The 24,895-nt window shown below is 41.4% G+C and carries 23 protein-coding genes; 7 read left to right on the forward strand and 16 right to left on the reverse strand.

The features are described 5' to 3' along the window. Positions 1-41: 41 nt before the first annotated feature. Positions 42-509 carry a DinB family protein gene (locus tag MHH46_RS20340; RefSeq protein ID WP_076127369.1) on the reverse strand — a complete coding sequence of 156 codons (468 nt, stop codon included), beginning with the start codon at positions 507-509 and terminating at the stop codon, positions 42-44. Between the two features lie 62 nt (positions 510-571). After that, entirely contained in the window at positions 572-1,474 is a 903-nt protein-coding gene (locus MHH46_RS20345; RefSeq protein WP_076183050.1) for a LysR family transcriptional regulator, read from the reverse strand. 158 nt (positions 1,475-1,632) lie between these two features. Between MHH46_RS20345 and MHH46_RS20350 the strand changes: the two genes are divergently transcribed. Further along, on the forward strand, positions 1,633-2,250 hold the full coding sequence (locus MHH46_RS20350) for a histidine phosphatase family protein (RefSeq protein ID WP_076190600.1): 618 nt from the start codon (positions 1,633-1,635) through the stop codon (positions 2,248-2,250). Between the two features lie 62 nt (positions 2,251-2,312). On the opposite strand, the gene MHH46_RS20355 is transcribed toward MHH46_RS20350, so the two are convergent. Together MHH46_RS20355 and MHH46_RS20360 are read right to left on the reverse strand one after the other, a co-directional pair. After that, positions 2,313-2,558 carry a hypothetical protein gene (locus MHH46_RS20355; RefSeq protein ID WP_036688955.1) on the reverse strand — a complete coding sequence of 82 codons (246 nt, stop codon included), beginning with the start codon at positions 2,556-2,558 and terminating at the stop codon, positions 2,313-2,315. Positions 2,559-3,178: 620 nt separating this feature from the next. Beyond that, a complete protein-coding gene (locus MHH46_RS20360) occupies positions 3,179-3,730 on the reverse strand; it encodes a polymer-forming cytoskeletal protein (RefSeq protein WP_076183054.1) in 552 nt (183 codons plus the stop codon). Positions 3,731-4,371: 641 nt separating this feature from the next. On the opposite strand from MHH46_RS20360, the gene MHH46_RS20365 reads away from it, so the two are divergent. Together MHH46_RS20365 and MHH46_RS20370 are read left to right on the forward strand one after the other, a co-directional pair. Then, positions 4,372-5,283, forward strand: coding sequence for a LacI family DNA-binding transcriptional regulator (locus MHH46_RS20365; protein ID WP_076190598.1), 912 nt, complete (start codon positions 4,372-4,374; stop codon positions 5,281-5,283). A 48-nt stretch (positions 5,284-5,331) separates the two neighbouring features. Further along, a complete protein-coding gene (locus MHH46_RS20370) occupies positions 5,332-6,597 on the forward strand; it encodes an MFS transporter (protein WP_076190596.1) in 1,266 nt (421 codons plus the stop codon). Between the two features lie 23 nt (positions 6,598-6,620). On the opposite strand, the gene MHH46_RS20375 is transcribed toward MHH46_RS20370, so the two are convergent. Together MHH46_RS20375 and MHH46_RS20380 are read right to left on the reverse strand one after the other, a co-directional pair. Continuing rightward, positions 6,621-7,373: a hypothetical protein gene (locus tag MHH46_RS20375; protein WP_076190594.1), complete on the reverse strand. Its 753-nt coding sequence runs from the start codon at positions 7,371-7,373 to the stop codon at positions 6,621-6,623. A 136-nt stretch (positions 7,374-7,509) separates the two neighbouring features. Continuing rightward, a complete protein-coding gene (locus MHH46_RS20380; RefSeq protein ID WP_076190592.1) occupies positions 7,510-8,553 on the reverse strand; it encodes a phosphotransferase in 1,044 nt (347 codons plus the stop codon). 156 nt (positions 8,554-8,709) lie between these two features. Here MHH46_RS20380 and MHH46_RS20385 point away from each other — a divergent pair, with 156 nt between their 5' ends. Then, complete coding sequence (locus MHH46_RS20385; RefSeq protein ID WP_179086269.1) at positions 8,710-10,572, forward strand: rhamnogalacturonan lyase; 1,863 nt, start codon at positions 8,710-8,712, stop codon at positions 10,570-10,572. 243 nt (positions 10,573-10,815) lie between these two features. Here MHH46_RS20385 and MHH46_RS20390 read toward each other — a convergent pair whose 3' ends face one another. From MHH46_RS20390 to MHH46_RS20430, 9 genes are all read right to left on the reverse strand, one after another. Then, positions 10,816-11,580: an ABC transporter ATP-binding protein gene (locus MHH46_RS20390; protein ID WP_076129868.1), complete on the reverse strand. Its 765-nt coding sequence runs from the start codon at positions 11,578-11,580 to the stop codon at positions 10,816-10,818. Positions 11,581-11,594: 14 nt separating this feature from the next. Then, positions 11,595-13,934, reverse strand: coding sequence for an ABC transporter permease (locus MHH46_RS20395; RefSeq protein WP_076190590.1), 2,340 nt, complete (start codon positions 13,932-13,934; stop codon positions 11,595-11,597). A gap of 34 nt (positions 13,935-13,968) precedes the next feature. Further along, positions 13,969-15,216 carry an MFS transporter gene (locus MHH46_RS20400; protein ID WP_175623566.1) on the reverse strand — a complete coding sequence of 416 codons (1,248 nt, stop codon included), beginning with the start codon at positions 15,214-15,216 and terminating at the stop codon, positions 13,969-13,971. Positions 15,217-15,258: 42 nt separating this feature from the next. Next, positions 15,259-15,882 carry a TetR/AcrR family transcriptional regulator gene (locus MHH46_RS20405; protein WP_076129871.1) on the reverse strand — a complete coding sequence of 208 codons (624 nt, stop codon included), beginning with the start codon at positions 15,880-15,882 and terminating at the stop codon, positions 15,259-15,261. 659 nt (positions 15,883-16,541) lie between these two features. Then, positions 16,542-17,219 carry a DUF1266 domain-containing protein gene (locus MHH46_RS20410; RefSeq protein WP_051491590.1) on the reverse strand — a complete coding sequence of 226 codons (678 nt, stop codon included), beginning with the start codon at positions 17,217-17,219 and terminating at the stop codon, positions 16,542-16,544. A gap of 16 nt (positions 17,220-17,235) precedes the next feature. After that, positions 17,236-18,720, reverse strand: a complete 1,485-nt coding sequence (locus MHH46_RS20415; protein ID WP_076190584.1) for a J domain-containing protein — start codon at positions 18,718-18,720, stop codon at positions 17,236-17,238. Further along, a complete protein-coding gene (locus MHH46_RS20420; RefSeq protein WP_076129873.1) occupies positions 18,717-20,417 on the reverse strand; it encodes a molecular chaperone HscC in 1,701 nt (566 codons plus the stop codon). The genes MHH46_RS20415 and MHH46_RS20420 overlap by 4 nt, the downstream gene beginning before the upstream one ends. A gap of 219 nt (positions 20,418-20,636) precedes the next feature. Next, on the reverse strand, positions 20,637-21,206 hold the full coding sequence (locus MHH46_RS20425; protein WP_076129874.1) for a 5' nucleotidase, NT5C type: 570 nt from the start codon (positions 21,204-21,206) through the stop codon (positions 20,637-20,639). Positions 21,207-21,291: 85 nt separating this feature from the next. Next, the gene (locus MHH46_RS20430) at positions 21,292-21,483 is read right to left on the reverse strand and encodes a cysteine-rich CWC family protein (RefSeq protein WP_076129911.1); all 192 of its coding nucleotides are present in this window, start codon (positions 21,481-21,483) and stop codon (positions 21,292-21,294) included. A 164-nt stretch (positions 21,484-21,647) separates the two neighbouring features. Here MHH46_RS20430 and MHH46_RS20435 point away from each other — a divergent pair, with 164 nt between their 5' ends. Further along, positions 21,648-22,196, forward strand: a complete 549-nt coding sequence (locus MHH46_RS20435) for a MepB family protein (protein WP_076190581.1) — start codon at positions 21,648-21,650, stop codon at positions 22,194-22,196. On the opposite strand, the gene MHH46_RS20440 is transcribed toward MHH46_RS20435, so the two are convergent. Next, complete coding sequence (locus MHH46_RS20440) at positions 22,166-22,696, reverse strand: hypothetical protein (RefSeq protein ID WP_076190579.1); 531 nt, start codon at positions 22,694-22,696, stop codon at positions 22,166-22,168. The genes MHH46_RS20435 and MHH46_RS20440 overlap by 31 nt on opposite strands. Before the next feature lie 107 nt (positions 22,697-22,803). On the opposite strand from MHH46_RS20440, the gene MHH46_RS20445 reads away from it, so the two are divergent. Together MHH46_RS20445 and MHH46_RS20450 are read left to right on the forward strand one after the other, a co-directional pair. After that, positions 22,804-23,412 carry an isoprenylcysteine carboxylmethyltransferase family protein gene (locus tag MHH46_RS20445; protein ID WP_076190577.1) on the forward strand — a complete coding sequence of 203 codons (609 nt, stop codon included), beginning with the start codon at positions 22,804-22,806 and terminating at the stop codon, positions 23,410-23,412. A gap of 127 nt (positions 23,413-23,539) precedes the next feature. Continuing rightward, positions 23,540-24,808 (forward strand): alkaline phosphatase, encoded by a 1,269-nt coding sequence (locus MHH46_RS20450; RefSeq protein ID WP_076129878.1) that lies wholly within the window; start codon positions 23,540-23,542, stop codon positions 24,806-24,808. Positions 24,809-24,895 lie beyond the last annotated feature (87 nt).

The raw sequence follows: 24,895 nt of genomic DNA on the forward strand, positions 1-24,895 counted from the left end.
AAAGATACCAACTATATATCGATATCTTTTGTTATTTGAATTTATTTATCTGCAAAGCGATTTAATAATTTTATTGTATTGAAATGCATACCTTCATGGTAAAGTGTGAAATTTATGAATTCACCGATTGAATTTAGGGTTAATCCACTTCCTGTTGTAAGAGGGGTTACTTGCTCACTTAAGCGATTGTGAAAAGCTTCCTGGATCCGTTTGGGTTGCTCCGTAAGCATCTCAAGTAAAACTTCAAGCGTTGGCGGTTCCTCATTCCACTCGGCTGGTTTAGTCCCTTTCGCAAATAAGCGTTCAAAGCTTGCCGGCAATTGCATAAGCTCCCGAGCAGAATGAAAGGCAAACTTCTCTTGCACCAAATAAATATGTCCCAAATTCCATCGGATATTGTTATTAAACCCTTCTGGAATGCTATTCAAAGTTCCCTCAGATAGTCCCTCGACAGCACGCACAGTAACACTACGCACAAACTTAATTTGTTTGAATACAATTTGATCCATTATGACCCCTCCTAATATTTTTATCCATAGTTTACCATGAGATTATCTTTAATTTCCTAAAATTATTTTATACTTAATTGTTTCATAACGAGCGTAATAAACGACTGCATATAACTTTCTTGAAGTTCCTTCTTTCTGTAGCCCATCCATATCGAATGCTTGGAGACTACATTTTCTACTGCTATTTTAGCTAATGTTCCCTGATCAAGATAAGGTTTCGCCAACAAAGCGGATACATAACTAATTCCATAACCGGCAATGACAGCTTGAATAACTTCATTCACTCCATTAAATTGAAGCCCAATCGTTGGCTGCTGTACACTTCTTTCTTCACACAACCGGACAAGCTGCTCTCTGGCTGCACTGCCCTCTTCCCTCATAATAAATGCTTCAGACATCACTTCTTCAAAACTAACCTGCTGATTGGCAATAGGGTGATGGGAAGAAACCACGAATACATACTCGTCCCTATATAACTCCCGATGTTCGAACACTCCTGTATTATGCGAAGGAAACTCCATATCACTGTAAATCGCCACGTCTGCTTCAAAATTATTTAATTTTTCCATGACACCATGAGAATTAGTAGTAGTGATCTGAATGTTAACTTCCGGAAAAGATTGTTTGAATAATGACGCCCACCGGGGAATGAGGATGCTTGTCGCTAAATAATTACCTGCAATCCGCAGATTCCCCTCAGGAAATTTGTGATAGTCTTCAATGATTTGCTGGACTTGATCACCCATGGCAAAAAACTTCTCAAGAGGTTCGATTAACCTTTTTCCTAAAGGGGTGAGCACCATCCTCTTTCCTTTAATTTCAAATAATAAAATATGATTCTCCCGTTCAAACTTACGGATTTGCGCTGATATAGCGGGTTGACTGATATGCAAACGTTCAGAGGCTTTGGTCACACTACCTGTGATCGCAACGTAATAAAACAATTTTAATACATGATAGTTCATCGTGATCTCTTCCTCACTTCATAAAATAATATCTGTATTCGCCGCTTATCCTCAGCCATTTTACTATAACTATACATTATGGATGTTAACTATTATATATTGTTTATTTATATTTATTTATCTTATACTTACAACTATTCATAAGGGAGGTCTCGTTAATGACAAAAACAGTATTATACTTAACCCGCCACGGGCAAACAGAATGGAATTTACAAAAACGAATGCAAGGGCATCAAAATTCTGCGCTTACAGCCTTGGGCGAACAGCAGGCGGAATGGTTAAGAGATCGTTTGGAAGTAGAAAACTTAGGCGCAATTTATTCTAGTACTAGTCCAAGAGCATTGCATACTGCGCAGATTTTACGGGGAAAGCGGAGTTTACCTATTCATCAGCAAGTTTCTTTAATGGAAATTAACATGGGGAGCTGGGAAGGAATGAATACGGATCAGATACAACTAGAATCCCCTTTACAATATTCCCATTTTTTCACCAGACCCGATCTATATATTCCTCTAACCTCAGGTGAAACTTACAAGCAGCTTGAACAAAGAGTAGTGCCGACAATGGAGCGCATCATAAACGATAACGTAGGGCTAGAAGTGCTCATCGTCACGCATCGGATGACTTTAAAAGTCATTATGGCTTATTTTCTCAATAAATCATTGCAGGAAATTGGGGAGTTACCGGATATTCTCTCTACAGCATTATGTAAAGTAACCCTAACTGATAACAATACAACCATTGATCTGTATGGAGATACTTCACATTATCAATGACTATGGGTCAAAAAATAAAAAGGTAACTCCGATTAACGGGGCTACCTTTATAGGGTTCAACATTAAATATCCACACTTTTGATTATAAAACTGCGGACCTTCATCCATTTGCCTGAAATGAATTCATCAATCGTTTTCGTCTTTGGTCTAACGCAAAAGCGATGTTTTGCCCCTTTATCAAAGCCCACAGCTTCAAAAATTAGGCTATCCCCTATTTGCTCCTTGAAGAACACCTGCTTTAATCCCAACCTATTTAACATTTCAAGCTTTACGCTCTCAATATATGTGCGCGAATACTCCTTAGACATATGTGTTCCTCCTAGTAGTGGTAGTAATATTATAAGTCAATATGAAGAAAATCAACAATAGTTCATATATTCATCCACAAAAAACAACCAGGCAGCGATTCTCCGTTGGAGGTTCACTGCCTGGTGTTTTGGGTCTGCGGTGGTTTGCTTGAGTAGGTTACGAGCTAAGCTTAATCATTTGTAGCTTTCGGATACCCACTCCGTTGTAACGCACTATCTTGGTGAAATTTGTAAGATAACTGCATTCTATACACTTATTCCATATCCACAAGGGCTAATTCTAACTTTAAGTGTATTCTATACAATTAAAAACTAGAGAAATAGCCTGTAGAGTATTAAATCAAGAAAATAGATGTACTAAATACAGCTATTTTCACTGGCCGAGCATTTTGAGCATTTTAGTTGTACAAAATACAGTTAAAACCATCTATTGTACACTTCAATACTCCATTACTTGTTACTTCAAAGCTTCCGTCGGCTCTCATATGGTAACTAGATGGGGTGTAGTCCATTATGAGTTTGCCCATTCATACTGATTCCTTTTTCCTGAACCTATCCGAATAATTCTATCTATTTAGTCCTTCAACTTCTACATCTAACTAATCGAAAACATCACTAACTTATTTAACTTCAGTTGCCCCAGTCACTTTACCTTCAATCCCTGCAGTTGCTTTCACATCTTCGTTTGCGAAGTAAAGATTTCCATCAATAGTCGAGGTTTCATGCAGATTAAATCCGTTCGCTTCTACATAAACATCACCTTTAATGGTTCCGCCTTGAACTCGTAAATTTTCACTTTGTACAGTTAACTTAGGTACAGTGAGTGTGTAATTGGCAGTAACTTTGTGATCAGCGTCTTGGGCATAAAGAGCAATCTTACGGTAGATGTCGCCGTCTGCGGCCCCTTTATCATGGAATTCGCCTTCAACAACAACATCTTGGGCAATCGTCACATCATTTAGAATGGCAATAATCCAATTTCCATCTTTACTTACAGCCTTGGTAAACGCATCTGCTTGATTTACGATTGAAGCTGTAGTAACTGCATCCGTTTGCTCTGTAGTTGGAGCCGTAGTAGCCGCCGAATTAGTCGCATTATTATTATTCGCACCACAACCAGACAAGACTGCAACCGAGACGCCTGCTACTAACATCATTTTAAATAACTTCATTTGAAATCCCCCTTGTTTTTGATTATAAATTAATTATATATTAAAAATTTTAATAAACAGGTGAAAATTTTCACAATATTGTGTCGTTATCTGAAGCGGTTTCACAAAGATCACTCCTCTCCATCCGGAATCGTATCCATAAGGAACACCTCATCTCGCTGCCCGTTTTAGGTTCATGGATCTTAATACTTATTTACCCAAATTTTAAGAAAGGTCACAAAGGTGCTTAATTCCATACAAAAAGGACACTCCCAATAACTGCGGAAGTATCCTCATAATCTTTATTACTATAAATCTTTAGATTAGATATCCTCTTGAAAAAGATATGGAACCATCATACTCTACGCTTACTTTTTTAATGTTAGGTTTATGCAAAACTCCAGCATAAAAATAATACAGCGGAAGGATGACCATTGGGTCAATAAGCATTTTTTCAGCTTTTGCATAAAGCTTGTTTCGTATAATTTAGCTTAAGACGATTATCAAGCAGATCTTCCCAGAGTTGAATCTCAAGGGCTACATTCTTCCATTTCTAGCTACTTAACAGGGTCATCTGACTGCTCACTCACCCCCCATTGACGCTTTAGAATCAGAATGTTAATCTTTAGAAAATATCACAAGGATAAGGGAGCTATTTACTGGTGAAAAAGACAACCATGAAGGACATCGCACTTCGTGCCAATGTCTCCGTCGCAACAGTGAGCTATGTTCTGAATCGTGTCGGCAACCAAACCATTCCTGAGAAAACGCGCCAGCAGATTCTTCAGCTTGCCGAGGAACTGCATTACATACCGAATCTGGCAGCACGTTCACTTGCGAATCAGAAAACAGGATTGGTCGGTGTGCTTGTTAACACAGCAGCCCATACCCCACACTGGAAGCTCCATGCCCAGTTCTCATTTATACATGCCTTGGAACAACGGTTAACAAATGCTGGTTACCATACGCTGCTATATTCACTTGATGTTGACCAGCCTTCTTTGGATATTATCGTAGAAAGAAAGCTGGAGGCTGTATTTCTGATCGATGTGCGCGAGGAAGCCTTTTATTCGATCTCCAAGCATTTTGTAGAAGGAATTCCTTTGATTCTGATCGACAGCATGATAGAAGATAAACTCTTTAAGCAAGTCTTTTTCAACTATCGAGCAGCTCTGCAAAAGGTAAAACCACAGGACCTTTCACAGGTATGTTTAATTATGGAGAGCTTCAATAACTCTTTCCTCACCCGCTTTATTCAGGACAGTCTTCCATTACCTGAAGAAGCGATATTCACCGTTGTCAATTTGGAGGAATTAAATACATTCTTACAGGAGGGGGGCTATAAAGAGGCCATTGTCATTAATGAGTTTATTGGAAGTTACGTTGAAAAAAACGGGAGGTTCGAACAACTCTCTGTTCTTTGCACCTGCAATTGTCCGGAAATATTAGGAGATGACGTTCATAAATTCATTTTCACAGGGGATAAAGCGGCTACTGCATTTGAACTCATGAACAAATTATTGCATCATTCTGACTACTCCGCACAAGAAAATAATTGTTATTTTGTAGAATAATTTTTTTTGCTATTCACTTAAGCGTTTAAGTTGAAAGGAGCATAACTTATGCCTGGTCCTGTATTAGTGAAACAAGTTCCCTCTGCTGTTCAAGCTCATCCCTCTCTTTGGGGAAATCGGAGATTCCTGCTGCTACTCAGTTCGTACTCCATTTCCTTGTTCGGTAACACTTTTCATAGTATTGCTTTAAGTTTATGGGTACTGCAAACGACCGGCAGCGCCAAAATGATTGCCATCATCACGATAATCAATTTATTGCTTAGTTCTTTGCTCGGATCGATAGGGGGAACTTTTGCGGATAGGGTCAATCGTCGAACCCTCATGCTGATCACAGATCTGATAAGTTGCGGTCTCGTAGTGACGCTAGCTTTAGCCATTTCCCTGCCCTCTACTTCGTTCATTATCGTCGCCATACTGACGGGTCTTACGACCATTTCAGCTTTATTCCAGTCCCCGGCATACCAAGCTTCTATCACTACTGTTGTTGGTAAAGAACATCTACAAAAAGCGGTAGGACTGTTGAACTTGTCTGAAAACATCTGCCGGACTATTGGTTATTCCGCCGGTGGGATTTTCGTAGCGAGTTTTGGAGCAGCCGACGCTATTTTATTTGATGGAGCTACATTCTTCCTCTCCTTTCTGCTCGTGTTAGCGGTCCGTTCCCTTCCTTTGCCAACTCAATTAAACAACGTGCCCAAGAAGGAACGGAAATTCACACAGGATTTGATCGATGGAATTCGCTATATTTGGAGGTACCCTTTTGCACGCGCCGTTATGATTATGCTTCCTACCTTAACCTTATTTTTTGTCCCCTCCCTGATGTTGACCCAGGTTATGGCCGTCAACGTGTGGGATTCCACTCCCTTTCAGTTTGGACTTATTGAAGCCTGTATTCCACTTGGTTATATGATCGGATCCGGTCTGATCTTACTGCTCGGCTCCAAATTGAAGAATAGAGGATTTCTTATTATGACTGGACTGCTATGTCTCGGTCCCCTGTACCTCCTGTTATCATTCGTCACTTCCGCTGCGATTGCCATTCCTATCATTCTTGTAATTGGCTTCATGTTCTCATTCTGCACGTTGCTGATTAATACAATCCTTAGGCTGGAAGTTTCAGAAGACCTCCAGGGTAGGGTGTTCGGTGTATTAGGTTCTATCATGAGTGTAGCCCCATCCATTGGTCTTACTGCTGTCTCATCCTTGTCTGATCTCTTCAGCCCTGGTCCTGTCATGGGTTCAATCGGGGTCTTACTGCTGCTGTTTGCCTTATCAACTATCACTAAATTAAAGGTAATTCGAAACTACAAGTAATTTCAGAACGTATCCTGTGTTCTTTATCGCCCTCTTTTTCTAATAACGCGTCTAAGATGAAGCTCAAACAGTAATAGAACAACCAGAAAAATCAATAACAGGAGACCCGCTATTCCAGTTAGAAATGGAAATAGGAGTGGGAAGAAAATACTAGGATAGGCCTTAGTAACATCTGAATAATAGCCCATACCCATAAGGGAGGTACCGGAGAACTCGATTAGCTTGACGCCTAAATGATTGTTGCTTCTTTGCGCATAGCTGAGAACCTCTTCGTCTACTTCTCCGTCTTGTGCAATCGTGATGATTTTCCATTTTCTTGTTTCCATGGGTTGACTATCGTCGGTCAGTCTTTGGACTATATTTATTTGATTCTCACCAGTCTTTCGGTCCTTTACTGTGAGAATATCTATCCACGAAAAATATCGGCTGCCTCTGTCCCGATTGGATAGCCATATTTCATCAGGGGTGGAGATTTTTTGATCATTTAATAAGAACTGAACTTTGACAATATCACCAGGCGGGACCTTCTCCTCTTTATCCCATGGGGTCAAATCTGCTTTCCTGCCTGTTTTTTCTTCCCTGATTTTAATATTCTTATCATCAACCGTTATCTCTTGTACGTTTATTGGGTTATATTCTTTTTCAGCATGCTTTATCTCATAACGCTGATTAATTTGATCAGAGATTATGTACTCACGTATATAGTTGAACAATGGGTTAAAAGAAATCGCCAGCAAAAATAGCGAGACGCCAGATATAACTATAAACTTCTTCATAAGTCCTCCTTTTTAACGTACAGTCAGTTTAAACTTTTGGCGTGAACCCCCTTCCGGTCCATCGGAACACACTCATCCATTTATATCTTCCATCGTAGCGTTAATAACATTCATAAATAAGTTCTCCTTTAATAGATTAGGCACTACCTTCCTCTAAATCTCCCAACCATAATAAACATTGTGGAATAAAATCAGCGTAGTCGTGTAATGCATTAATCGTACGGATTACCTCACGAGTACCCAGCTCCCGTTCTGCATCATCTGAGCTCTCCAGTCCTATCGAACGTCTGATATTGTAAGCTAACCATTCTAATTTTCCCAAAAAGCCATAGTTGAGCACAACCTGCCAATCCGCATAAATCTCTCCGCCATGCTCCAGATAGCTGTTAATCAAATTTGAGAATGCCTTTTTGCTTAAATCTCCCGATTCAGAACCTGACCAATATAAAGCTACATCTATCAGCTCTAACGTAGGATGAATAGGTCCTGCTGCTTCCCAATCGATTATTATCGGAACTTTCTGCTCATCCCACAAGACATTTTTGGGGTCTAAATCCCGATGGCTGATAACATAATGATTCGTCAATAGACTTGTTGAAGAATGAATCAATGACTCCCAATTCTCTATCTTATGCAGGTGATCTGCCAGCAAGCTTGACCATTCTGCACCCTGCTGCTCTCCTTTGAGAGCAAGCTCTTTCCAATTGGCAACTGCAGCCTTAGACGCTTTAAGCGTTTCAAAGTGATGATCATCCGTTCCCTGTGAGAAATCGATGATGTGGAGCTGCGCAAGAATTGCCCCAATCTTTTTACAACAATCTAAATCTATTTCATCTAAAGGTAATGCCTTCCCCTGAACCCATGGAAACAATAAATAAAATTGCCCTTCAACCTCATGCATACTACTGCCATTAGATACGATTGCCGGAACAGCATGGATTCCCTTTTGATAAGCCAGATTCGCAACCATTTCAGAAAAAATATAATTGGACATTGCTGTATCTCGTTGCATAATTTGAGGATTTAAGGCCTTTACTGCGTATTGCGCTTTATCCGTTTGCAGGCGATACATTCTGTGCAAGAGTCCGCCTGTTATCGGTTCAGGTTCATTCATCAACAGACCCAGATTATATTTGGCACAAAGTGTAGCGAATTTTAAATTATAGCTTATATTTTCCATGTTATGTATTCCTTTCTGTGTGAGTAAAGTCGTACTCATTTAAAATGGTTCAAGTAAATTTAAAACATATTTTTATCTTTATGAAATATTATGTACTGTTCACTATGACATCCTGTGTAACCCTCGTGAACCAAAAATGAAAAGGAGGCTTCGTTAATGAGTAAGCGGTTACATCAATCAGGGTATCTTGTAATCATTTGGTTTTTAGTCTTTACCTTAGGGACGGCAGCTTTTGGCTCTCTTTCCTCTGTGTCGGCAGCATCTGCCCGGCAAGCGGAAAAGCTAAATCGGGGACTAGTAGCAGTGAAGGTATCCAGCGGTGTATTTGTGAGCTGGCGGCTACTCGGAACAGAAGAACTGTCGGTTTCTTTTAATTTATACCGCAATGGTACAAAAGTAAACGTTACCCCAATCACGGACAGCACGAATTATCAGGATAACGCTGGCATAACTTCGTCTAGCTATACAGTTCGAGCAATCGTCGGCGGTATTGAGCAATCAGATTCCCCAGCAGCAAATGTATGGGCCAACAATTATTTGGACGTTCCGATTCAGATTCCGGCAGGTGGCACTACGCCAGATGGCGTAAGTTATACCTATAGTGCCAATGATGCCAGCGTGGGCGACTTAGACGGTGACGGGGAATATGAAATCGTGTTGAAGTGGGATCCTTCCAATTCCAAAGACAACTCGCAAAGTGGCTATACAGGCAACGTCTATCTGGATGCCTATAAGCTGAATGGAACTCGGCTATGGCGAATTGATCTGGGTAAAAATATTCGGGCTGGCGCACATTATACTCAATTTCTAGTCTATGATTTCAATGGTGATGGTAAAGCCGAAGTAGTCTGCAAAACAGCAGACGGTACAGTTGATGGAGTTGGCGTAACCCTTGGAAACACAAGTGCAGATTATCGCAACTCCAGTGGATATATCCTGACCGGGCCTGAATATCTGAGTGTATTTTCCGGACAAACGGGCAAAGCCTTAACCACGATTGATTATGTTCCTGCCAGAGGAACCGTATCCAGTTGGGGTGACAATTACGGCAATCGAGTAGACCGCTTTTTAGCAGGTGTAGCCTATCTGGATGGAGTACATCCAAGCATCATTATGGCACGTGGTTATTATACACGCACAGTCGTTGTAGCTTTTGACTGGAATGGCAGTGCTTTGACCCGTAAATGGACCTTTGATAGCAATAGCTCCACCAATGCTGGAACCGCCGGTCAAGGTAATCATAGCTTAAGTGTAGCCGATGTGGATAACGATGGTAAGGATGAGATCATTTATGGTGCCTTAACCATTGATAATAACGGTGCGACCTTATACAATACAGGGCTGGGTCATGGAGACGCGCTGCATGTAGGTGATTTAAATCCGAACCGCCCCGGTCTCGAAGTTTTTAAAGTCATGGAAAATACTAGTTCTCCCTATGGCGCTGCGGTATGGGATGCTGCAAACGGGACGGTCTTATGGGGTGTATACACGGGAAAAGATACCGGCCGGGGGATGGCTGCCGATATTGATCCCAATTATCCCGGGGAAGAGGTATGGGCTCACGGCGTTGGCCTATACTCCATTACAGGCACCAAAATAAGCAGCTCAATGCCTTCTGTGAATTTTGGAATCTGGTGGGATGGCGACTTGTCCCGCGAACTGCTGGATGGTGTCAAGATTGATAAATGGAACCCTGCAAGCAACTCCGTTACCAATTTATTAACCGGAGCGAGCGTAGCATCCAACAATAGTACCAAAGCAACGCCAAGCCTACAGGCCGACCTGCTTGGAGACTGGCGCGAAGAGGCTATCTGGAGAAAGTCCGATAACTCGGCTCTACGAATCTATACAACTACGAACATCACCACTAATAAAATATATACCTTAATGCATGATCCAGTATATCGGTTAAGCATTGCCTGGCAGAATACAGCTTACAATCAACCTCCGCACACAGGATTTTTCCTAGGCAACGGTATGGCCACTGTGTCTAAACCCAATATCTACGTAGTGCCGTAAGCTTTCTAAAGAATCAGTAAGTGAACAAAAAAGCAATTGCTGTTATCCGGATGTGCCGGGGCAACTGCTTTTTTGTTCGGTTTATACCAGCATCAGCAATGATCGAGGTGCGTTAATAGTTTTTTTAATTGTTTTATGCCTTCGCATTGAGTGGTTATTATTGCATATAGGATAGGTTTTAGTGCTGGGCAGATATTAAACTGCACAACGTTGTTTGACATTCGTACAGCGCTAGATCCCCAATTAGAACCCCAGCTTTAATAGCCAAGCCGCAAGCTTCTCCTCCCGCCTTTTCAATTCCCCATCTACGCGATTATATTTTCCAAGCCGTTGCTCAGCTGCAATGCTGCCATCTAGCATATACAAGACACGCTCAGCTTGAGCAGCGACTTTAGCATCATGTGTGGCGATTATAAGCGTTGTTCCTGATTGATTAATATCTGCTAATATGTCCATGATTTCACTAGCTGCTTTTGAGTTAAGCGCCCCGGTTGGCTCATCGCCAAATAATATATCTGGCTGATTAATGAGTGCTCTGCAGATTGCTGCTCTTTGTAATTGTCCTCCTGACACCTGTGTAATATCACGTTCAGCCAGCGCAGATATTCCTGTTTTGTTCATTAACTCAGCTGCTCTTTTATTGATAGTTCTACGGCTGCTGGTTCTCGCCCGATAAGCAGACAGGATGATATTGTCGCGGATATTCAAGTTTTTTAACAGATGCATTTGCTGAAAAATAAAGCCCATATGCTTTAAGCGCAGACCGGCTAATTCGTTCTCTGAAACTCCGCTGATCTCCTGCCCTTTAAAAATAACACTTCCCTCTGTCAACTTATCCATCCCGCTGATCGTATACAGCAATGTTGATTTTCCTGAACCAGAAGGTCCCATGACAGCTATGAATTCCCCCTGAGACACCTGAAGCTGAACATCCTTTAATATCGACTGCGGAGTTCCTTGCCCTGTTGAATAACTTTTTTTTAACCCTTTCGTCTCTAATATGAACATTCTGCCACCTCCTATCATTCGGCAATTAGTTTGGCTATACTGGATTTTCTGATTGAGATCGTGCTTGTTACGGTGGTGAGCGCTACAATAAGCATGACAAGTAGAGGAAGAATAAGATAGGCTACCGCCGGATTGACTACAAACTGTATCTTAGAAGCCCCCATGAAAGAGCCTAGCGTTTGAGCAATTTTTTGCCCGAGAGTGTTAGCCGCAAAAGTACCAAGAATGACGCCCAGCCCTGATATTATCAGCATCCTTACCAGGTATTGCCTACGAATATCTCCTAACGTAAAGCCAACACTTCTCAAAATAGCGTTTTGCGAAGAATCCTTGGCAAGCAGCATTTTCAGAAATAAAGAGGTAATCAATATCGAAATCGAAAATGCGATAACGATGGATAAGCCTGTAACCAGCTTCAATTGGCGAATTGTATTTCCTAATGTCTGAGCTAAATAGCTTTGCAGATGAGTGATTTTTGCTGGATAAAATAATTTGGTGTACTGATCCATTTTTGCCTGGACGGAAATTCCCGGATTCACATCCAAAGCTACTACATACCAGAGAACCTTCTTCGAATCATATGGCAATTGCGCTTTTGCGGTTCGGCCACCATTAGTTATATCCTGATAGATCCCGCTAACGGTCAATTTTCTTGCCACCCCAGCAACCTCTAAATGAACGATATCCCCCACCTTTTTATTCAGTTCCTTGGCGTTCAGGTCAGAAAGAGCGATCTCATTTGCACTTCTAGGAGTTCCTCCATGAACATACGAGAGCGGAAAAATAGTAAAGTCACCGGTTTCAACATTTAGCGATTCCCATACACCATCACTACCTAATACCTTAAATCTAGAAGTAATCAGTGGAGAAAATTTAGAGATGTCCGGGTCATTTTCAAGCTTGGTTATCATCTCATTAAAACGCTTCTCTATTTGGTTCGATTGCTGCAAATCAATGCGAATATCGCTCTGACCGACGCCCATATAAGAAACAAACCGGGGAGACTGAAGGGTATTCAATATATTCACTGGCACTAGAACGATAAACAAACTGATCACAAATACGAAGAACAATAATCCGTACATGGTGAAGCGCCCGTAAACATCTTTTACCCCGAGAAAAGCATTCACGTTAACAAATTTACGCTTGCTAAGTGAAAATCTGCTTGTGTTCATCCTTGCTTCACCCCTCGTACCTGACCGTAAAGCTTCTACAACCGTGATGCGATTAAAGCGTCTAAGAATCATCCGGCAAAAGAATACAACAACTCCAAAGATCAAACCTACCGCCAGGACAGGAACAAAATAATGAAGGATACTGGCAGGAGCAACGCCCAAATACAAAGTAATATTAGCTGTAAACAAACGAACCACACCTAAAGACAGTAAATATCCACATACAGAGGCGACGGCTGCCATCACAATATATTTTGCTAAATAAATGCTGCGAATATCTTGCTGCGTGATCCCAATCGCTTTCATGACACCTATCTCTCTGTAATCCTCTTCCAAGGTAGCGATCATCGTAAATCTGAGACATAAAATAGCAATCAGCATCAGCAGAACACTTACCAAAATAATAACAACTGCGATAATCCCGTCCGTCAGTGCATTCAGCGTTTTAAATAAAGGATAGTCAATGGAGGGGCCTTTATTGGGCAGATTTGAGGATTGATACTCATTGCGGAAATCATTGAGCTTAGATAGATCTGTAAGCTGAAATTCAATCAGGTATTCAGGTTCGCCGAGCTGTTGTTTAAGCGCTGTAAAGTCAGCAGCATTTACGACAAAACGTTTGGAGCTGACCATGGCTGGATTCATTTGGACATCCCTTACAAAATCAGTAATCACAAACTTTTTATCGAACTGTTCACCTAGAACACTAACTACGTCGCCGATTTTCAGATTCTTTTGCTTCATATAATAAATGGGGACAGCGATTTCTCCTGCCGATACCTCAATCACCTTGTTCTCTAAATTCAACAGCAAATCAAATGAAGGGTTCTGCTCTACAAAGCCGATATCCATCACGCTGTTTGCTTCCGAGCCTTGGTTACTGCCTAGATAAACGTTAGATCCATCCAAGTTAAGCATCTCTACGGTTTGTTGATCTTTCACCAGTGGATTAGCGGCTGTAAAGCTCTCGATTGCTGAGCTGTCGATTTGTCCTGCGTGCATCTGCACGAAATGAGGGGCTTTGGATTTAATCAATAGCTGATTCAAGGACCCCGACAATTCTATAATCACTTGCGACGCTGAAGCAACAAGCAAAGCCGATAACATGATAAACACAAATAATCCGAAGGTAATGATTTTATTGCGTTGAAGGTCTCTTTTTACAATTCGTAGCAGCATTGACGGGCCTTCTCCTCTCTAATACGGAATTCAATTATTCACGTTCAAGGCAGCGAATTGATTTCATTCTGGGGATCACAAATGCCATAATAATGATGAGCAAACCAGAGATGATAAATAATAAGCCGATTCCCCGTCCTTCCCCAGTGCCTATCACCTTACCTACTGATGAAGCAAGTAGACCTCCCTCTCGTAAAAGAGGATTAAACACTTGATCAGCCAATATGCCAGCAAAAGCATACGCAGCCACATAACCGAGTTGTGATAAAATGCCAATGATCCCCCATGCCCGCCCCTGTGTGTCATTTGGGATATGGTTGCGAATCATAACGTCAGCACTGGTATTAACAAAAGGCAACGTTGCAAAAAATAAAAAACCAGCAGCTGTAATAAAAGCAACATTCGTGGTCAGACCCACCAAAGAAAAAAACAGTCCGGCGAATCCTAGGCCGAGCGCTAATACTTTGATATATTTACGATCGATGCTAAAAACTCCAATAATCAGACTGCCGAGCAACATCCCTATAGCACTTACAGATAATACCGTGCCTAGAGTTTTCGTATCCGTAAAGGGTAAAAGCATAGGCGTATATAAGGTTTGGAGAAAACCCACATAAAAAGTAACGACAGACAAAATGATCGTAAGCTGCAGTACACCTTTCGTGTAAATAAGAGCATCCCAGCCCTCCTTCAAATCTTTTACAAACGACTGATTCGTTGGAACTCTGTGTTCAGTCTGTAGATTCCTGCGAACAGCCATCACTGCAAGAACTGTAACTAGAAAGGTTGAGATATCTATAAGCAGGATAGTTTTTATATCCATAAAGCTAAGCAAAATCCCGGCAAGGATAGGGGAAAGAAGATATTTTGAGGACGCAGCAAGCTGAACTAAACCACTAGCCTTGGCAAATTGCTCCTCTGTTAATAAATCTGTAATGGTAGCCTTGTAGGCAGGTTCAAGCAAGGATACAAAAATCGAACTAAACGTCACGCCCAGACAAATCTGCCATAAATGAGGTTCACCCAGCAGCATGATGATGAGAACATATATAAGTCCAAAAGCAGACAACAAATCCCCTGCTATCATCATCAATCGCCGATCAAACCGATCCGCTAACACGCCGCCAAAAGGACTGAGCACAATGGAAGGGAGAAAAGCACATAAGGTTAAAAGTGCCACACTAGAGGCGGTCTGCGTCATCTGGAACACATAGACCCCTAAGGTGAAAGCCGTCAACCCGCTGCCAATACTGGATATCCACTCCCCCATCCAAATGATCATAAAATTTCCGAAGGATTTGTTGTTCAGAATATTCCCTCTCCCCTACTCAAACATTTGAAACACATAGTCGAAGCTACCTTTCTCCGCCCCTAGCGTAATTTCCATCGTATAGATAAAAGCTCTTATCTTCTGGATGATTTCCTCAGGCTGCCACTTGAATATCCCTTCATCAAAAAGAAATTGAGAGGTGATCAATAGAAATTCCATCGTCTCCCGGGGATACGGATTGTGAAACAGTCCCTCCTCTATACCCTGCTCAATGACCTCCGTCAAAACAGGAGTTAGCCGCAAAATGGTTTCCACCAAGCTTTTCTGGTGCAGCTGTGCATTATCAGCCTGATGGAACTGCTCAATCATTTGGCTTTTTCTGTCCGTATCCGGCTTTTGTGCCATAATGATTTGCAGCAGCTTTTCATGAACGGTCAGCTTAGGATCTGCAGCAATTTGCTTAGCAGCTGCTACACCAGCATCAATAAATCGCAGCACAACAGCATCCATGACCTCTTCCTTCGATTTAAAATAATAGTAAAAGGTTCCCTTCGCAATACCTATAGCCTGCAAGACATCATTCACTGTCGTTTTGGTATACCCTTTCGTAAAAAACAGCATTTCTGCTGTATCCAATATTTCATTTCTACGTTCTTCCGCTTCTTTGGAAATTCTCATCTGAAACGTCCTCCATTCTATTGACCGACCGTCGGTCTATTCCAATTATATACAAATATTAGATCCTGTCAAGATTAATCCGGCATCACAAAAAAGAGAGAATTCCAAAAGCTACGTTATAGCAGCTGGAACTCCCTCTTTTTTTGGATATACTGTTGGGTTTTACCGTTGGGTTTAACTGCTGGGTTTTATTCTTACTGTTTACTGTTTGGTCTTGCTGTTGAGTTTTAGTCTTACTATTTACTGTTTAGTCTTATCGTTTACTGTTTGGTCTTATTGTTTACTGTTTGGACTTACTGCTGCGTTTTACTTTTAGCTTGCTCTTTGATCTGATCCATGGAGATACCTTTGCTCGCGTTGTAACACTAAACTACTAAACTTCGTTTGCTTGGATCACATTTGCACTTACGACGCAGCTTATCGGACACAGCTGACCTTATACGCTGCATTATCCCCCATTTGGATTCCTAACGGACCGCATAGCACCTATTGGCATCAAAAACACCACAAAAGACCGCTTCCTCAAGGAATAGCTGCACTGGAGTCCGAAAACCGGCTCAAAGGGCTATAAATTTGCAAATAGCGTCCTCTGGGTCCTTAAGCAACATGGGATAGGGATTCAATAGGTAATCAATAGGTATTAATTACCTAAGTTCGGACTAAGTGGCTTCCGGCTGGAGATTTTGCCCCCAAACGGCTTCCCTGTATAGAATGCTGCTATTTCGCATGAGCTTCTGCAATCCCGTCTCAAATAGATTATCTAAACCGCCGGATTGTACTAATGAAAATTTGCTGCCCAAGGAATAGGCTATATAATAATCCGCCCAACTGCTATAACGTTCTTGTAGCTGCCTTGCGGCTTCTATTTTGTATTCCCAGGCTTCTTCCTTCTTCAAATAATCTTCAACATAACCAATCCGGCTCAGATAAATTACCCAAGCTAACCCAAAAGCAGAAATGTCACCAGAAGGCAACTGATGTATACCTTGTGCAACAACCTTCAGATTAACAAAATCCTCATGATCCTTATGTGCCTCAAGATATTTACTGCGTGAGGTTTCGGAAAGTGTGGCTAAACGAGCATGTAAAGATCTATATTCTGCACGGTTGCCATCTTCTAGAAGCCAGCGAATCTGGCGATGAAAGGAGTTAGCATCCTCGATATTCCATCTTTCACAAGCATTTTTGATTAATCCTCTTTTGAAGAAGACATTACTGAAATCAAATTCATAAACCACATAGTATCTCCCTAAGAGACCACGTATGCAGGTAGAGGAAAGACAGCGGAAATACATTTCCAATCGTTTTCTTTGCTTAACATTGTATTCCTTCAGCATGTAGAGCCTCCTGATATTAGTTCGAGAATAGGTATGCTGTTTTGCAAATCTTCCTGATTTTCCATAGAAAAATAAGAATGAACACTGCATTGACAAGCGGGGGAAGCTCAGATACTGAAAAATAACATATGGTATATACCAAAATATAGAACCAGCTTAATTTCAGGAAAACCAATAGATAGAATAATATAGGCCCCATAATGTTCTTTCCAATGGTTACGAGCGAAGAGATACGAAGACGTTGTGGATACAGTTTTTTGTTCTTCAACATGGACTTATTCGCAAGGTAACGAAAATGAATGAACTCGTCCTTTTTAGACTCATTAGTCTCCGTTTGTGTAAGAGCTTCCTCAATTTGAGAACGTGCAATCTTACATTCCAGAATTAAACATTGCACATCTCTATTTCCAGCATCCTCTTGCAACAAATATTCACAATCCTTCATCGCTTCCTCATAACGCTGCAAATAGTAGAGAAGCCGCCCTCTTAATAAGTAACCGTCTCTTTCGTTAGGCCACATAGTGGTTACTCGGTCCAAGCACACCAGCGCTTCCATATAATCAGCAGTATCCAGACAATTCTTAGCTCGCAATAATTGCAGATCCGGATCATTCTGAAACAGCTTATTTGCTTCGTCGAGCAGTTGACCCGCTTCAGTATGTTTATCCTCCATCAGCATGAATTGAGCGGATCGCCTCAGATTTAGATAGTGTTCTATGTCAAACTCAAGAGACTCCTGCAAAAGGAAACACTCATAACGCATTTCCATGCTTCCGTCGACCTGCCCTAGTATGTACTCAACTAACTTATTATCATAACGTTGAAGAAATATTTCCTTGTCCTCACGAAAATGAAAAAATGAATCCAAAGCCTCCCATACGGCATGAGGCAAATTTCGATACTGATCAAGGAACAACATAAGCTTATCCCTTAGCCGATCACGATGCTCTATACTCCACATGAAATCTTCATTCAAAAGTGAATGCCACGAAGCTTGTTTAATCCGCCGCGAGAAATCCGCATACAGTTCCCTAATTTGTCTGTCAAAAATATCTGCTGGCTGTTCTTGAAGATCAGCATCAAGTTGAATGGGAAGTGGGCGAAACAGCGCCCACTCGTTTTCATGCGGTATAGTAGTAGCCCCTTCTACTTCCTCCTCGGTGTCTTCCTCCGCAACTTCTTGTTCTTCCTCCTCGCTTTCTTCCTCCTCAACTTCATCTACTCGTATTACTTTTTCTGCTTGTATCACCATTTTTTCTATTTCTTTTGATATTGCTTCTGCTATTTCTTTCTTATCCTCACCTACCAATGAAGGGACAGTGCTTGCTATACGCTGCCCGGAGCGGGCCCATTTCACAGCTGTATCATAAGCTTCTCTAAGCTGCTGGTATCCTTCAGGGTCATCTTCGGGGTGATGCGATTTCAGTTTTTTGGCATAGGCCTTTTTGATGATAGCTAGTTCATCTGTGGGTTCAATCTCCAACATACTCCAGATTGTCATGTGAAGTATGACCACCCTTCAATTTCCGCCAATTGCTCATTGAAAGCTTGTGCCGCTTTTTCAATCACTTTCTCGTTCTGAGTATATAAAGCATCTTCGAATACTTTCAGACACTGTGCGATAAATTTCCGTTGGTCCCCAAGCACCTCTTCATATAAACGCTCACCTCTAGCAAGCAGAAGCCTGTTCTCGGTACGCTCACGCGGATGAATTTTGATACTCCGCAGTTCCAGTAAACGAGCTTCAATTTGCTTTTTCGTCATTCCACCAGCATTTTGCTCAATGATCATCTGATGCTTCTGACCTGTTGAAACGGTTGTAACCTCCACCTCAAGAATCCCATTCACATCATATGTATATCTCACATCTATACTTTCTTCTCCCCGAGGTGCTTGCGGAATCTGAAACTCCATTTCTCCCAGGAAAAGATTATTTTCAACGCGAGGACTCTCCCCCTGATACACATCCACACTTATGATCTTTTGATTATCTGCGGCTGTATATAGACGTTCTACCCGGCTAACAGGAATCGGAGTGTTACGTTCAATGATCGGAAAGTAATGTCCAGATGACGTTTGTCCGCTTGAACCTCTTCGCAGAACACTGGTTCCTAATGTATAGGGGCAAACGTCCGTCAAAATCATTTCATCCAGCGCTTGATCACGCTGCTTCAGCGCCACCTGAACCGCAGCTCCCAGTGCGACGGTCTCATCTGGGCTGATATTCGCATAAGGCATTTTCCCGAACATACGGCTGATAATTTGCTTAATCAGAGGCATTTTAGTCGCACCCCCAATCATCACAATCCCATCCAGATCGGAAGGCTGCAGAGAAGCATCCCGCAATGCTCTTTCTATCGGCTGTCTTAGACGTATTAGTAATGGTTGTACCAATTGCTCAAGCTCTGAGCGTTCTATAGTCAGCACGTATTCTTCCTCTTTAATAACTATCCGCATAGTCGCAGCAGACTCTGTACCAAGAATTCGTTTACTCTGCTCAGCCTGCTTATACAACATCGACCTCGTTATTGGTGTTAACGATTCAGCGTCCAGCTTATTCTTTTGGATAAAATAGGCCACTAGTATCTCTGTGAAATCTTCCCCGCCAAGATAGTTATCTCCGGCAATCGACTTAACATCCATTACCCCTTCGAAAAGCTCCAGGATTGACACATCAAAGGTTCCTCCACCCAAATCAAAAACAAGAAATGAAGTCTCCTGATTCTGATGCAGGCCATAAGCGAGTGCCGCCGCCGTAGGTTCACTAATAAGCCGCTCTACTTGTAAACCAGCCATCTCAGCCGCTTTCTTAGTTGCTTTCCGCTGAACATCATTGAAATAAGCCGGAACACTGATTATAGCTTTCGTTACGGACTCACCTAGATGATTTTCCGCATCCTCTTTCAGTGATCGCAGAACAAAAGAAGATAACTCTTCAGGAGTAAAAGTCATCGTACCTAGCGTGTATTTCTTTGCTGATCCCATAAAGCGCTTAAAAGTCGAGGCGGTTAACTGTGGATGTGTAATCAGTCTTTCCTGTGCGATTCTTCCAACTAATACTTCTCCCCCTGCATCTACACTAACAATCGAGGGTGTTACATGCTCCCCGAGTACATTGGGAATAATTACAGCCTGACTGCCGTCCCAATAAGCAGCAAGACTATAGGTCGTTCCTAAATCAATTCCGATTGTTCTCACTACTATCTCCACTCCTTTTATATACAATAATATACAAAGAAAAGAGTCCAAGAATCGAAATGTCACTAATTCAACATATTTACATCCAGAGCATAATAATGAAATTGTGCTTCTGCAATAGACATAAAAAAGGTATCTCAAAATCCACAATGGCTAATGGGATACCTTCATTTTTTGGCGGAGGATATTTTTCTGTACATCATCTATAAAAAAACAGTCTCATTCGTTCTCTGGACGTCCTAACATCTGATCTATCTTCTCTTTTGCACCTTCCCATGAGGTCAATAATGGAAAAGCATATTGTTCACGGGCCCGCAAATTCCATGGATGCGGAATACAAAGCACTTTTCTTCCCTCCTGCAATGCCGGAACCAGGTTATGCACCCCGTCATCGATCAATAGATCGTAGTTAATAAGATTTTTTCGCTTACAGGTAAAGAAATTTTCAATCGGAATAAACGGCATATGCTTCTGCAGCCAGTTCCATTTTTCCACCACCGACTGGGGTTGGGCTGCCGTAACTATAATTACATCATAAGCGTTATGCAGCTTCTCCATTTCTCCTACGACATGTTCGTCAAACAGTTCAAGCTCTTCATACAGACCGGGCCGCCCATAGAAAATCTCTTGTGTACAATCCGGATGACGTAAATGATCCGTATTCCAATCAAGCATTTCCTCATACCGCAGCAGATGCGTGGGAAAATCATTATTATTATGGTATATGGCTCGCTTCACTAGATGGCAAATTGTATCATCCATATCTACTGCAATTATTGGCTTCCTCATCTGCGCCTCCATTATTTTTTTAGATTACACTTTAATTATATACAATGAAATTACGGTTTTCGTCGAGAGTTAATTAAAATCCCCGTTAATGTTTATTAAATGCTTCTACGCATTTTTGGCAGATACAAGCTTTCCCTCTCAGTTCTTCCGGGATCTGTTCTTGCAATTCGAGTGGAATTTCTGTATGGAAACACCAACAGTCACCGCCTTCAGCGCCACAACGATTCAATTCTTTACATAAAGGACAATGGCGTTCTTCAACCAGTATGTTCATCATATCCAAAATTTCTACTCCCCCAAAAATCACAAACTATTTTTCTTTGGAAAACCATATCAATAAAATAAATCCAACTTCAATTTCTCTATTATTCCTACACTTGTGAACTCGGTTCACTTGCATTAAGATAGTGAACATTACGAACTCAAATGGGAGAATAACAGATGAATGATAAGAAGCTGAGCTTTTTAGATACCCTACATAGTGACTTACTTGCTACCATGGAAGAAGTATATAATCCTTGCAGGTTTGATTGCTCCGATCCAATTCTTGAACCGCAAAATGCAGAATACGGAGCATATATCTTTACCTTAAATGCACTGGCCATTAGATTCCGGGTGGCTAAAATCACACCCACTAAAGTCGGGCAATTTGTGACACTATGGGAGCGAATTGGAGATCATCCCATCCAACCCTATGACATCTCAGATCCTGCTGATCTCTTCGTTATAAGTACACGAAATGGGAATCACTTTGGCCAATTTATTTTTCCAAAAGCTGTCCTAAGAGAACAAGATATTCTATCTGATAAAGGTGAAGGTGGAAAAAGAGCTTTTCGAGTCTACCCGCCTTGGGACAATCCCACGAGTCGCCAAGCTCAAAAAACGCAAACATGGCAGTCGGAATATTTCTTGGATATCCCTGCAAATAAACCCGTAGACTACCTTCGTGCGCAAGCACTTTACGGTTTACCCGTAAATCTTACGGTCTGACCTATCTCCTCCACATGTTCCTTATCGCCCTGCAAAATAAAATAATAGTATACATCATCTCCTATTTTCACCGCTTCGGGATATTTAATTATAAGCGCCGCTTGATGATTCCATTCCTCCCCTTGGTCAGCAGAAGGCATAATCAACTTTGCCTTCTCTTCCTCTTTTAACCCCTCTAATGTCAGTTCAGTGATTTGCGGATTGGAGCCATAAGGCTTCAGCTGATGGGAGGCAATGATTTCAGCTACTTCATCTATTGATTGTCCCTCTCCAGACATAGCGGATAATTGAAAAAAACCATCCTCCCCCTGACCCTTCTCATCATCTGCTGAATCTAAGACCCATTCCGTTGGATACTTCAAAGAGACTCCATAAGCATTGGAAGTAAAGGTTGCAAGCCCAGTTTGCGTAACCAGCATACCGATTACAGTACCTGCAAGTACAATAACCGCGATAACCAACACCCATAGCCACCGTTTTTTGTATACTCTTATTTTCACGATATCCCCCTAAATCAATAATTAGTTGACATGTACAATATTAGGAAATAAGATATAAACAAACATATGAGCAATCATTCATATGTATTAGTGAGGAGGAAATTAAAATGAGCGATCTTAAAAATATCCTATCTCTACTTCTTTTCTGCATCTTCCTAATTTCTTATCTATTAAAGCTCCTTATACTTTACAAGAAAAACCACATTAAAGGAAACGTTCTGGCTAAAGGCGCTAAACTATCTAAGATCCATTATACCGAGCTATTGGTAAAAACCTCTACTTTTTTATGGGGCGCAGCATGGTTTGTTTTTTCCGTAGCAGAGTCCTTTATGGTTACACTTGTAGGCAAAACGTTTGATATTCCTGTAATTCACTTTAGCGGTGTTGGTGTAGCTGCCCTCGGATGTTCCATTTTCATTCAAGCTATGATTGCTATGCGCACTTCATGGAGAGTTGGGATTGATAAGACTACTGTAACCAAACTCATCACACACGGTATTTATAAATATAGTAGAAACGCTGCATTTGTCGGGTTTGATCTCATGTTTTTGGGATTGTATCTGATGTACCCCAATCTGTTAACACTCCTAATATTCATTCTTAACATTGCCGCGATTCATTTACTAATTCTTCAAGAAGAGCAACATTTAAAGTCCGTATTCGGAGACGAATATATCCAATATGCCAATAATACACCCAGATATTTTTTATTTTAAAATCTTTTATCAAGCTCCGATAATTTATATTCACTATACCATTTTACATTTTTTACAAGTCCAGAAAACATTCTCTTAATGTAACTACTATAATATGAGACTGTAAACATACATTAGGAGGGAAATTATGAAATCACCGAAAAAGTATGGCGTCAGAACAGCAATTGTAGCGACAGCGGCAACTGCTCTTTTTGTATCCAGCATAGTCACTACAAATGCACCTAATCAAGCAGACGCAGCATCTTCGAACACAAGAAATGTAATTCTGTTTATTGGAGACGGAATGGGTGCTGCTCAGCGTGATGCCATCCGGCTTGCCACCGTAGGTGAAAAAGGAAATCTAGCAATGGATTCCATGCCATACGTTGGATTAATTCATACAAGCTCCACTGTCCCTGTTACAGATTCGGCTGCTTCTGCTTCTGCTTATGCGAGCGGTGTGAAGACTTATAATGGTGCTATCGGAATGGATGCCGATAAAAAAAGTGTTAAGACCATTATGGAATATGCTAAAGATGCCGGGAAATCAACAGGTGTCGTTACCACTAGTCAGATTACAGACGCGACTGGCGCCGCATTTGGTGCTCACGTTGAAGACCGCTCAAAGCAAAGTGATATCGCTCTTCAGCTTCTGACAAAGAGCAAGGTTGATGTTCTGCTCGGTGGGGGTGAGGATTTCTGGTACCCGGCAGGCAATCCCGGCAAATTCCCAGATGAACCCGCTGAAGATCCTTCAGAAAAAAGCAAAGGAACGCAAGGTAACCTTGTGGATAAAGCTAAACAGTTGGGCTACACCTATGTAACGAACAAAGCGGATATGCAAAAAGCAAAAGACGGCAAGCTGCTTGGAATATTCGCAAACGAGGAAATGTTCCAGCAAAAGCCTGAGGGTGAAGGAGATATTTATAATCCGGTGGTATCGCTGCCCGAGATGACTAAGAAAGCTATAGATACGCTAGCAACAAATAAAAAAGGATTTTTCCTTATGGTGGAAGAAGAAGGCACTGACGAATTTGCACATCAAAACAACGCTAAAATGACGATTAAATCAGGTCAAGAACTGGACAAATCCGTGCAAGTAGCCAAAGACTTCGCCAAAAAGAATCCAGATACACTGGTTCTAGTGCTTGCCGACCATGAGACCGGCGGATTTTCTATTGAAGCAGTTGACGCAGATGATGAGTCCGGTGACGGCATATCCAAAGAAGACGGTCCATTCGCCATCGCCAATTCCAAACACAATTTTGTAGTGGACTGGACGACCTCAGGCCATACTGCGGTTGATATTCCAATTACAGCTATGGGCAAAAATGCACAATTATTTACTGGAATCTACGAAAACACCGAAGTATTCACCAAGCTTATGCAAGCATCAGGTTTTAAAGCCAAAAAATAAAGGCGAACAATAAAAGACTAGCCAGATTTTTTTCTGGGTAGTCTTTTTTATTTTAAAATACAGTATTTACTTAGCATCTGTTCGCAC

The sequence above is a fragment of the Paenibacillus sp. FSL H8-0175 genome (assembly GCF_045040615.1).
In the GTDB taxonomy this organism is placed as follows: domain Bacteria; phylum Bacillota; class Bacilli; order Paenibacillales; family Paenibacillaceae; genus Paenibacillus_AQ; species Paenibacillus_AQ odorifer.

What these genes read in the sequence shown, in the direction of transcription:
- MHH46_RS20340 (WP_076127369.1), bottom strand. Translation starts at nt 509, where the DNA reads ATGGATCAAATTGTATTCAAACAAATTAAGTTTGTGCGTAGTGTTACT.
- MHH46_RS20345 (WP_076183050.1), bottom strand. Translation starts at nt 1,474, where the DNA reads ATGAACTATCATGTATTAAAATTGTTTTATTACGTTGCGATCACAGGT.
- MHH46_RS20350 (WP_076190600.1), top strand. Translation starts at nt 1,633, where the DNA reads ATGACAAAAACAGTATTATACTTAACCCGCCACGGGCAAACAGAATGG.
- MHH46_RS20355 (WP_036688955.1), bottom strand. Translation starts at nt 2,558, where the DNA reads ATGTCTAAGGAGTATTCGCGCACATATATTGAGAGCGTAAAGCTTGAA.
- MHH46_RS20360 (WP_076183054.1), bottom strand. Translation starts at nt 3,730, where the DNA reads ATGAAGTTATTTAAAATGATGTTAGTAGCAGGCGTCTCGGTTGCAGTC.
- MHH46_RS20370 (WP_076190596.1), top strand. Translation starts at nt 5,332, where the DNA reads ATGCCTGGTCCTGTATTAGTGAAACAAGTTCCCTCTGCTGTTCAAGCT.
- MHH46_RS20375 (WP_076190594.1), bottom strand. Translation starts at nt 7,373, where the DNA reads ATGAAGAAGTTTATAGTTATATCTGGCGTCTCGCTATTTTTGCTGGCG.
- MHH46_RS20380 (WP_076190592.1), bottom strand. Translation starts at nt 8,553, where the DNA reads ATGGAAAATATAAGCTATAATTTAAAATTCGCTACACTTTGTGCCAAA.
- MHH46_RS20385 (WP_179086269.1), top strand. Translation starts at nt 8,710, where the DNA reads ATGAGTAAGCGGTTACATCAATCAGGGTATCTTGTAATCATTTGGTTT.
- MHH46_RS20390 (WP_076129868.1), bottom strand. Translation starts at nt 11,580, where the DNA reads ATGTTCATATTAGAGACGAAAGGGTTAAAAAAAAGTTATTCAACAGGG.
- MHH46_RS20395 (WP_076190590.1), bottom strand. Translation starts at nt 13,934, where the DNA reads ATGCTGCTACGAATTGTAAAAAGAGACCTTCAACGCAATAAAATCATT.
- MHH46_RS20400 (WP_175623566.1), bottom strand. Translation starts at nt 15,216, where the DNA reads ATGATCATTTGGATGGGGGAGTGGATATCCAGTATTGGCAGCGGGTTG.
- MHH46_RS20405 (WP_076129871.1), bottom strand. Translation starts at nt 15,882, where the DNA reads ATGAGAATTTCCAAAGAAGCGGAAGAACGTAGAAATGAAATATTGGAT.
- MHH46_RS20410 (WP_051491590.1), bottom strand. Translation starts at nt 17,219, where the DNA reads ATGCTGAAGGAATACAATGTTAAGCAAAGAAAACGATTGGAAATGTAT.
- MHH46_RS20415 (WP_076190584.1), bottom strand. Translation starts at nt 18,720, where the DNA reads ATGACAATCTGGAGTATGTTGGAGATTGAACCCACAGATGAACTAGCT.
- MHH46_RS20425 (WP_076129874.1), bottom strand. Translation starts at nt 21,206, where the DNA reads ATGAGGAAGCCAATAATTGCAGTAGATATGGATGATACAATTTGCCAT.
- MHH46_RS20430 (WP_076129911.1), bottom strand. Translation starts at nt 21,483, where the DNA reads ATGATGAACATACTGGTTGAAGAACGCCATTGTCCTTTATGTAAAGAA.
- MHH46_RS20435 (WP_076190581.1), top strand. Translation starts at nt 21,648, where the DNA reads ATGAATGATAAGAAGCTGAGCTTTTTAGATACCCTACATAGTGACTTA.
- MHH46_RS20445 (WP_076190577.1), top strand. Translation starts at nt 22,804, where the DNA reads ATGAGCGATCTTAAAAATATCCTATCTCTACTTCTTTTCTGCATCTTC.
- MHH46_RS20450 (WP_076129878.1), top strand. Translation starts at nt 23,540, where the DNA reads ATGAAATCACCGAAAAAGTATGGCGTCAGAACAGCAATTGTAGCGACA.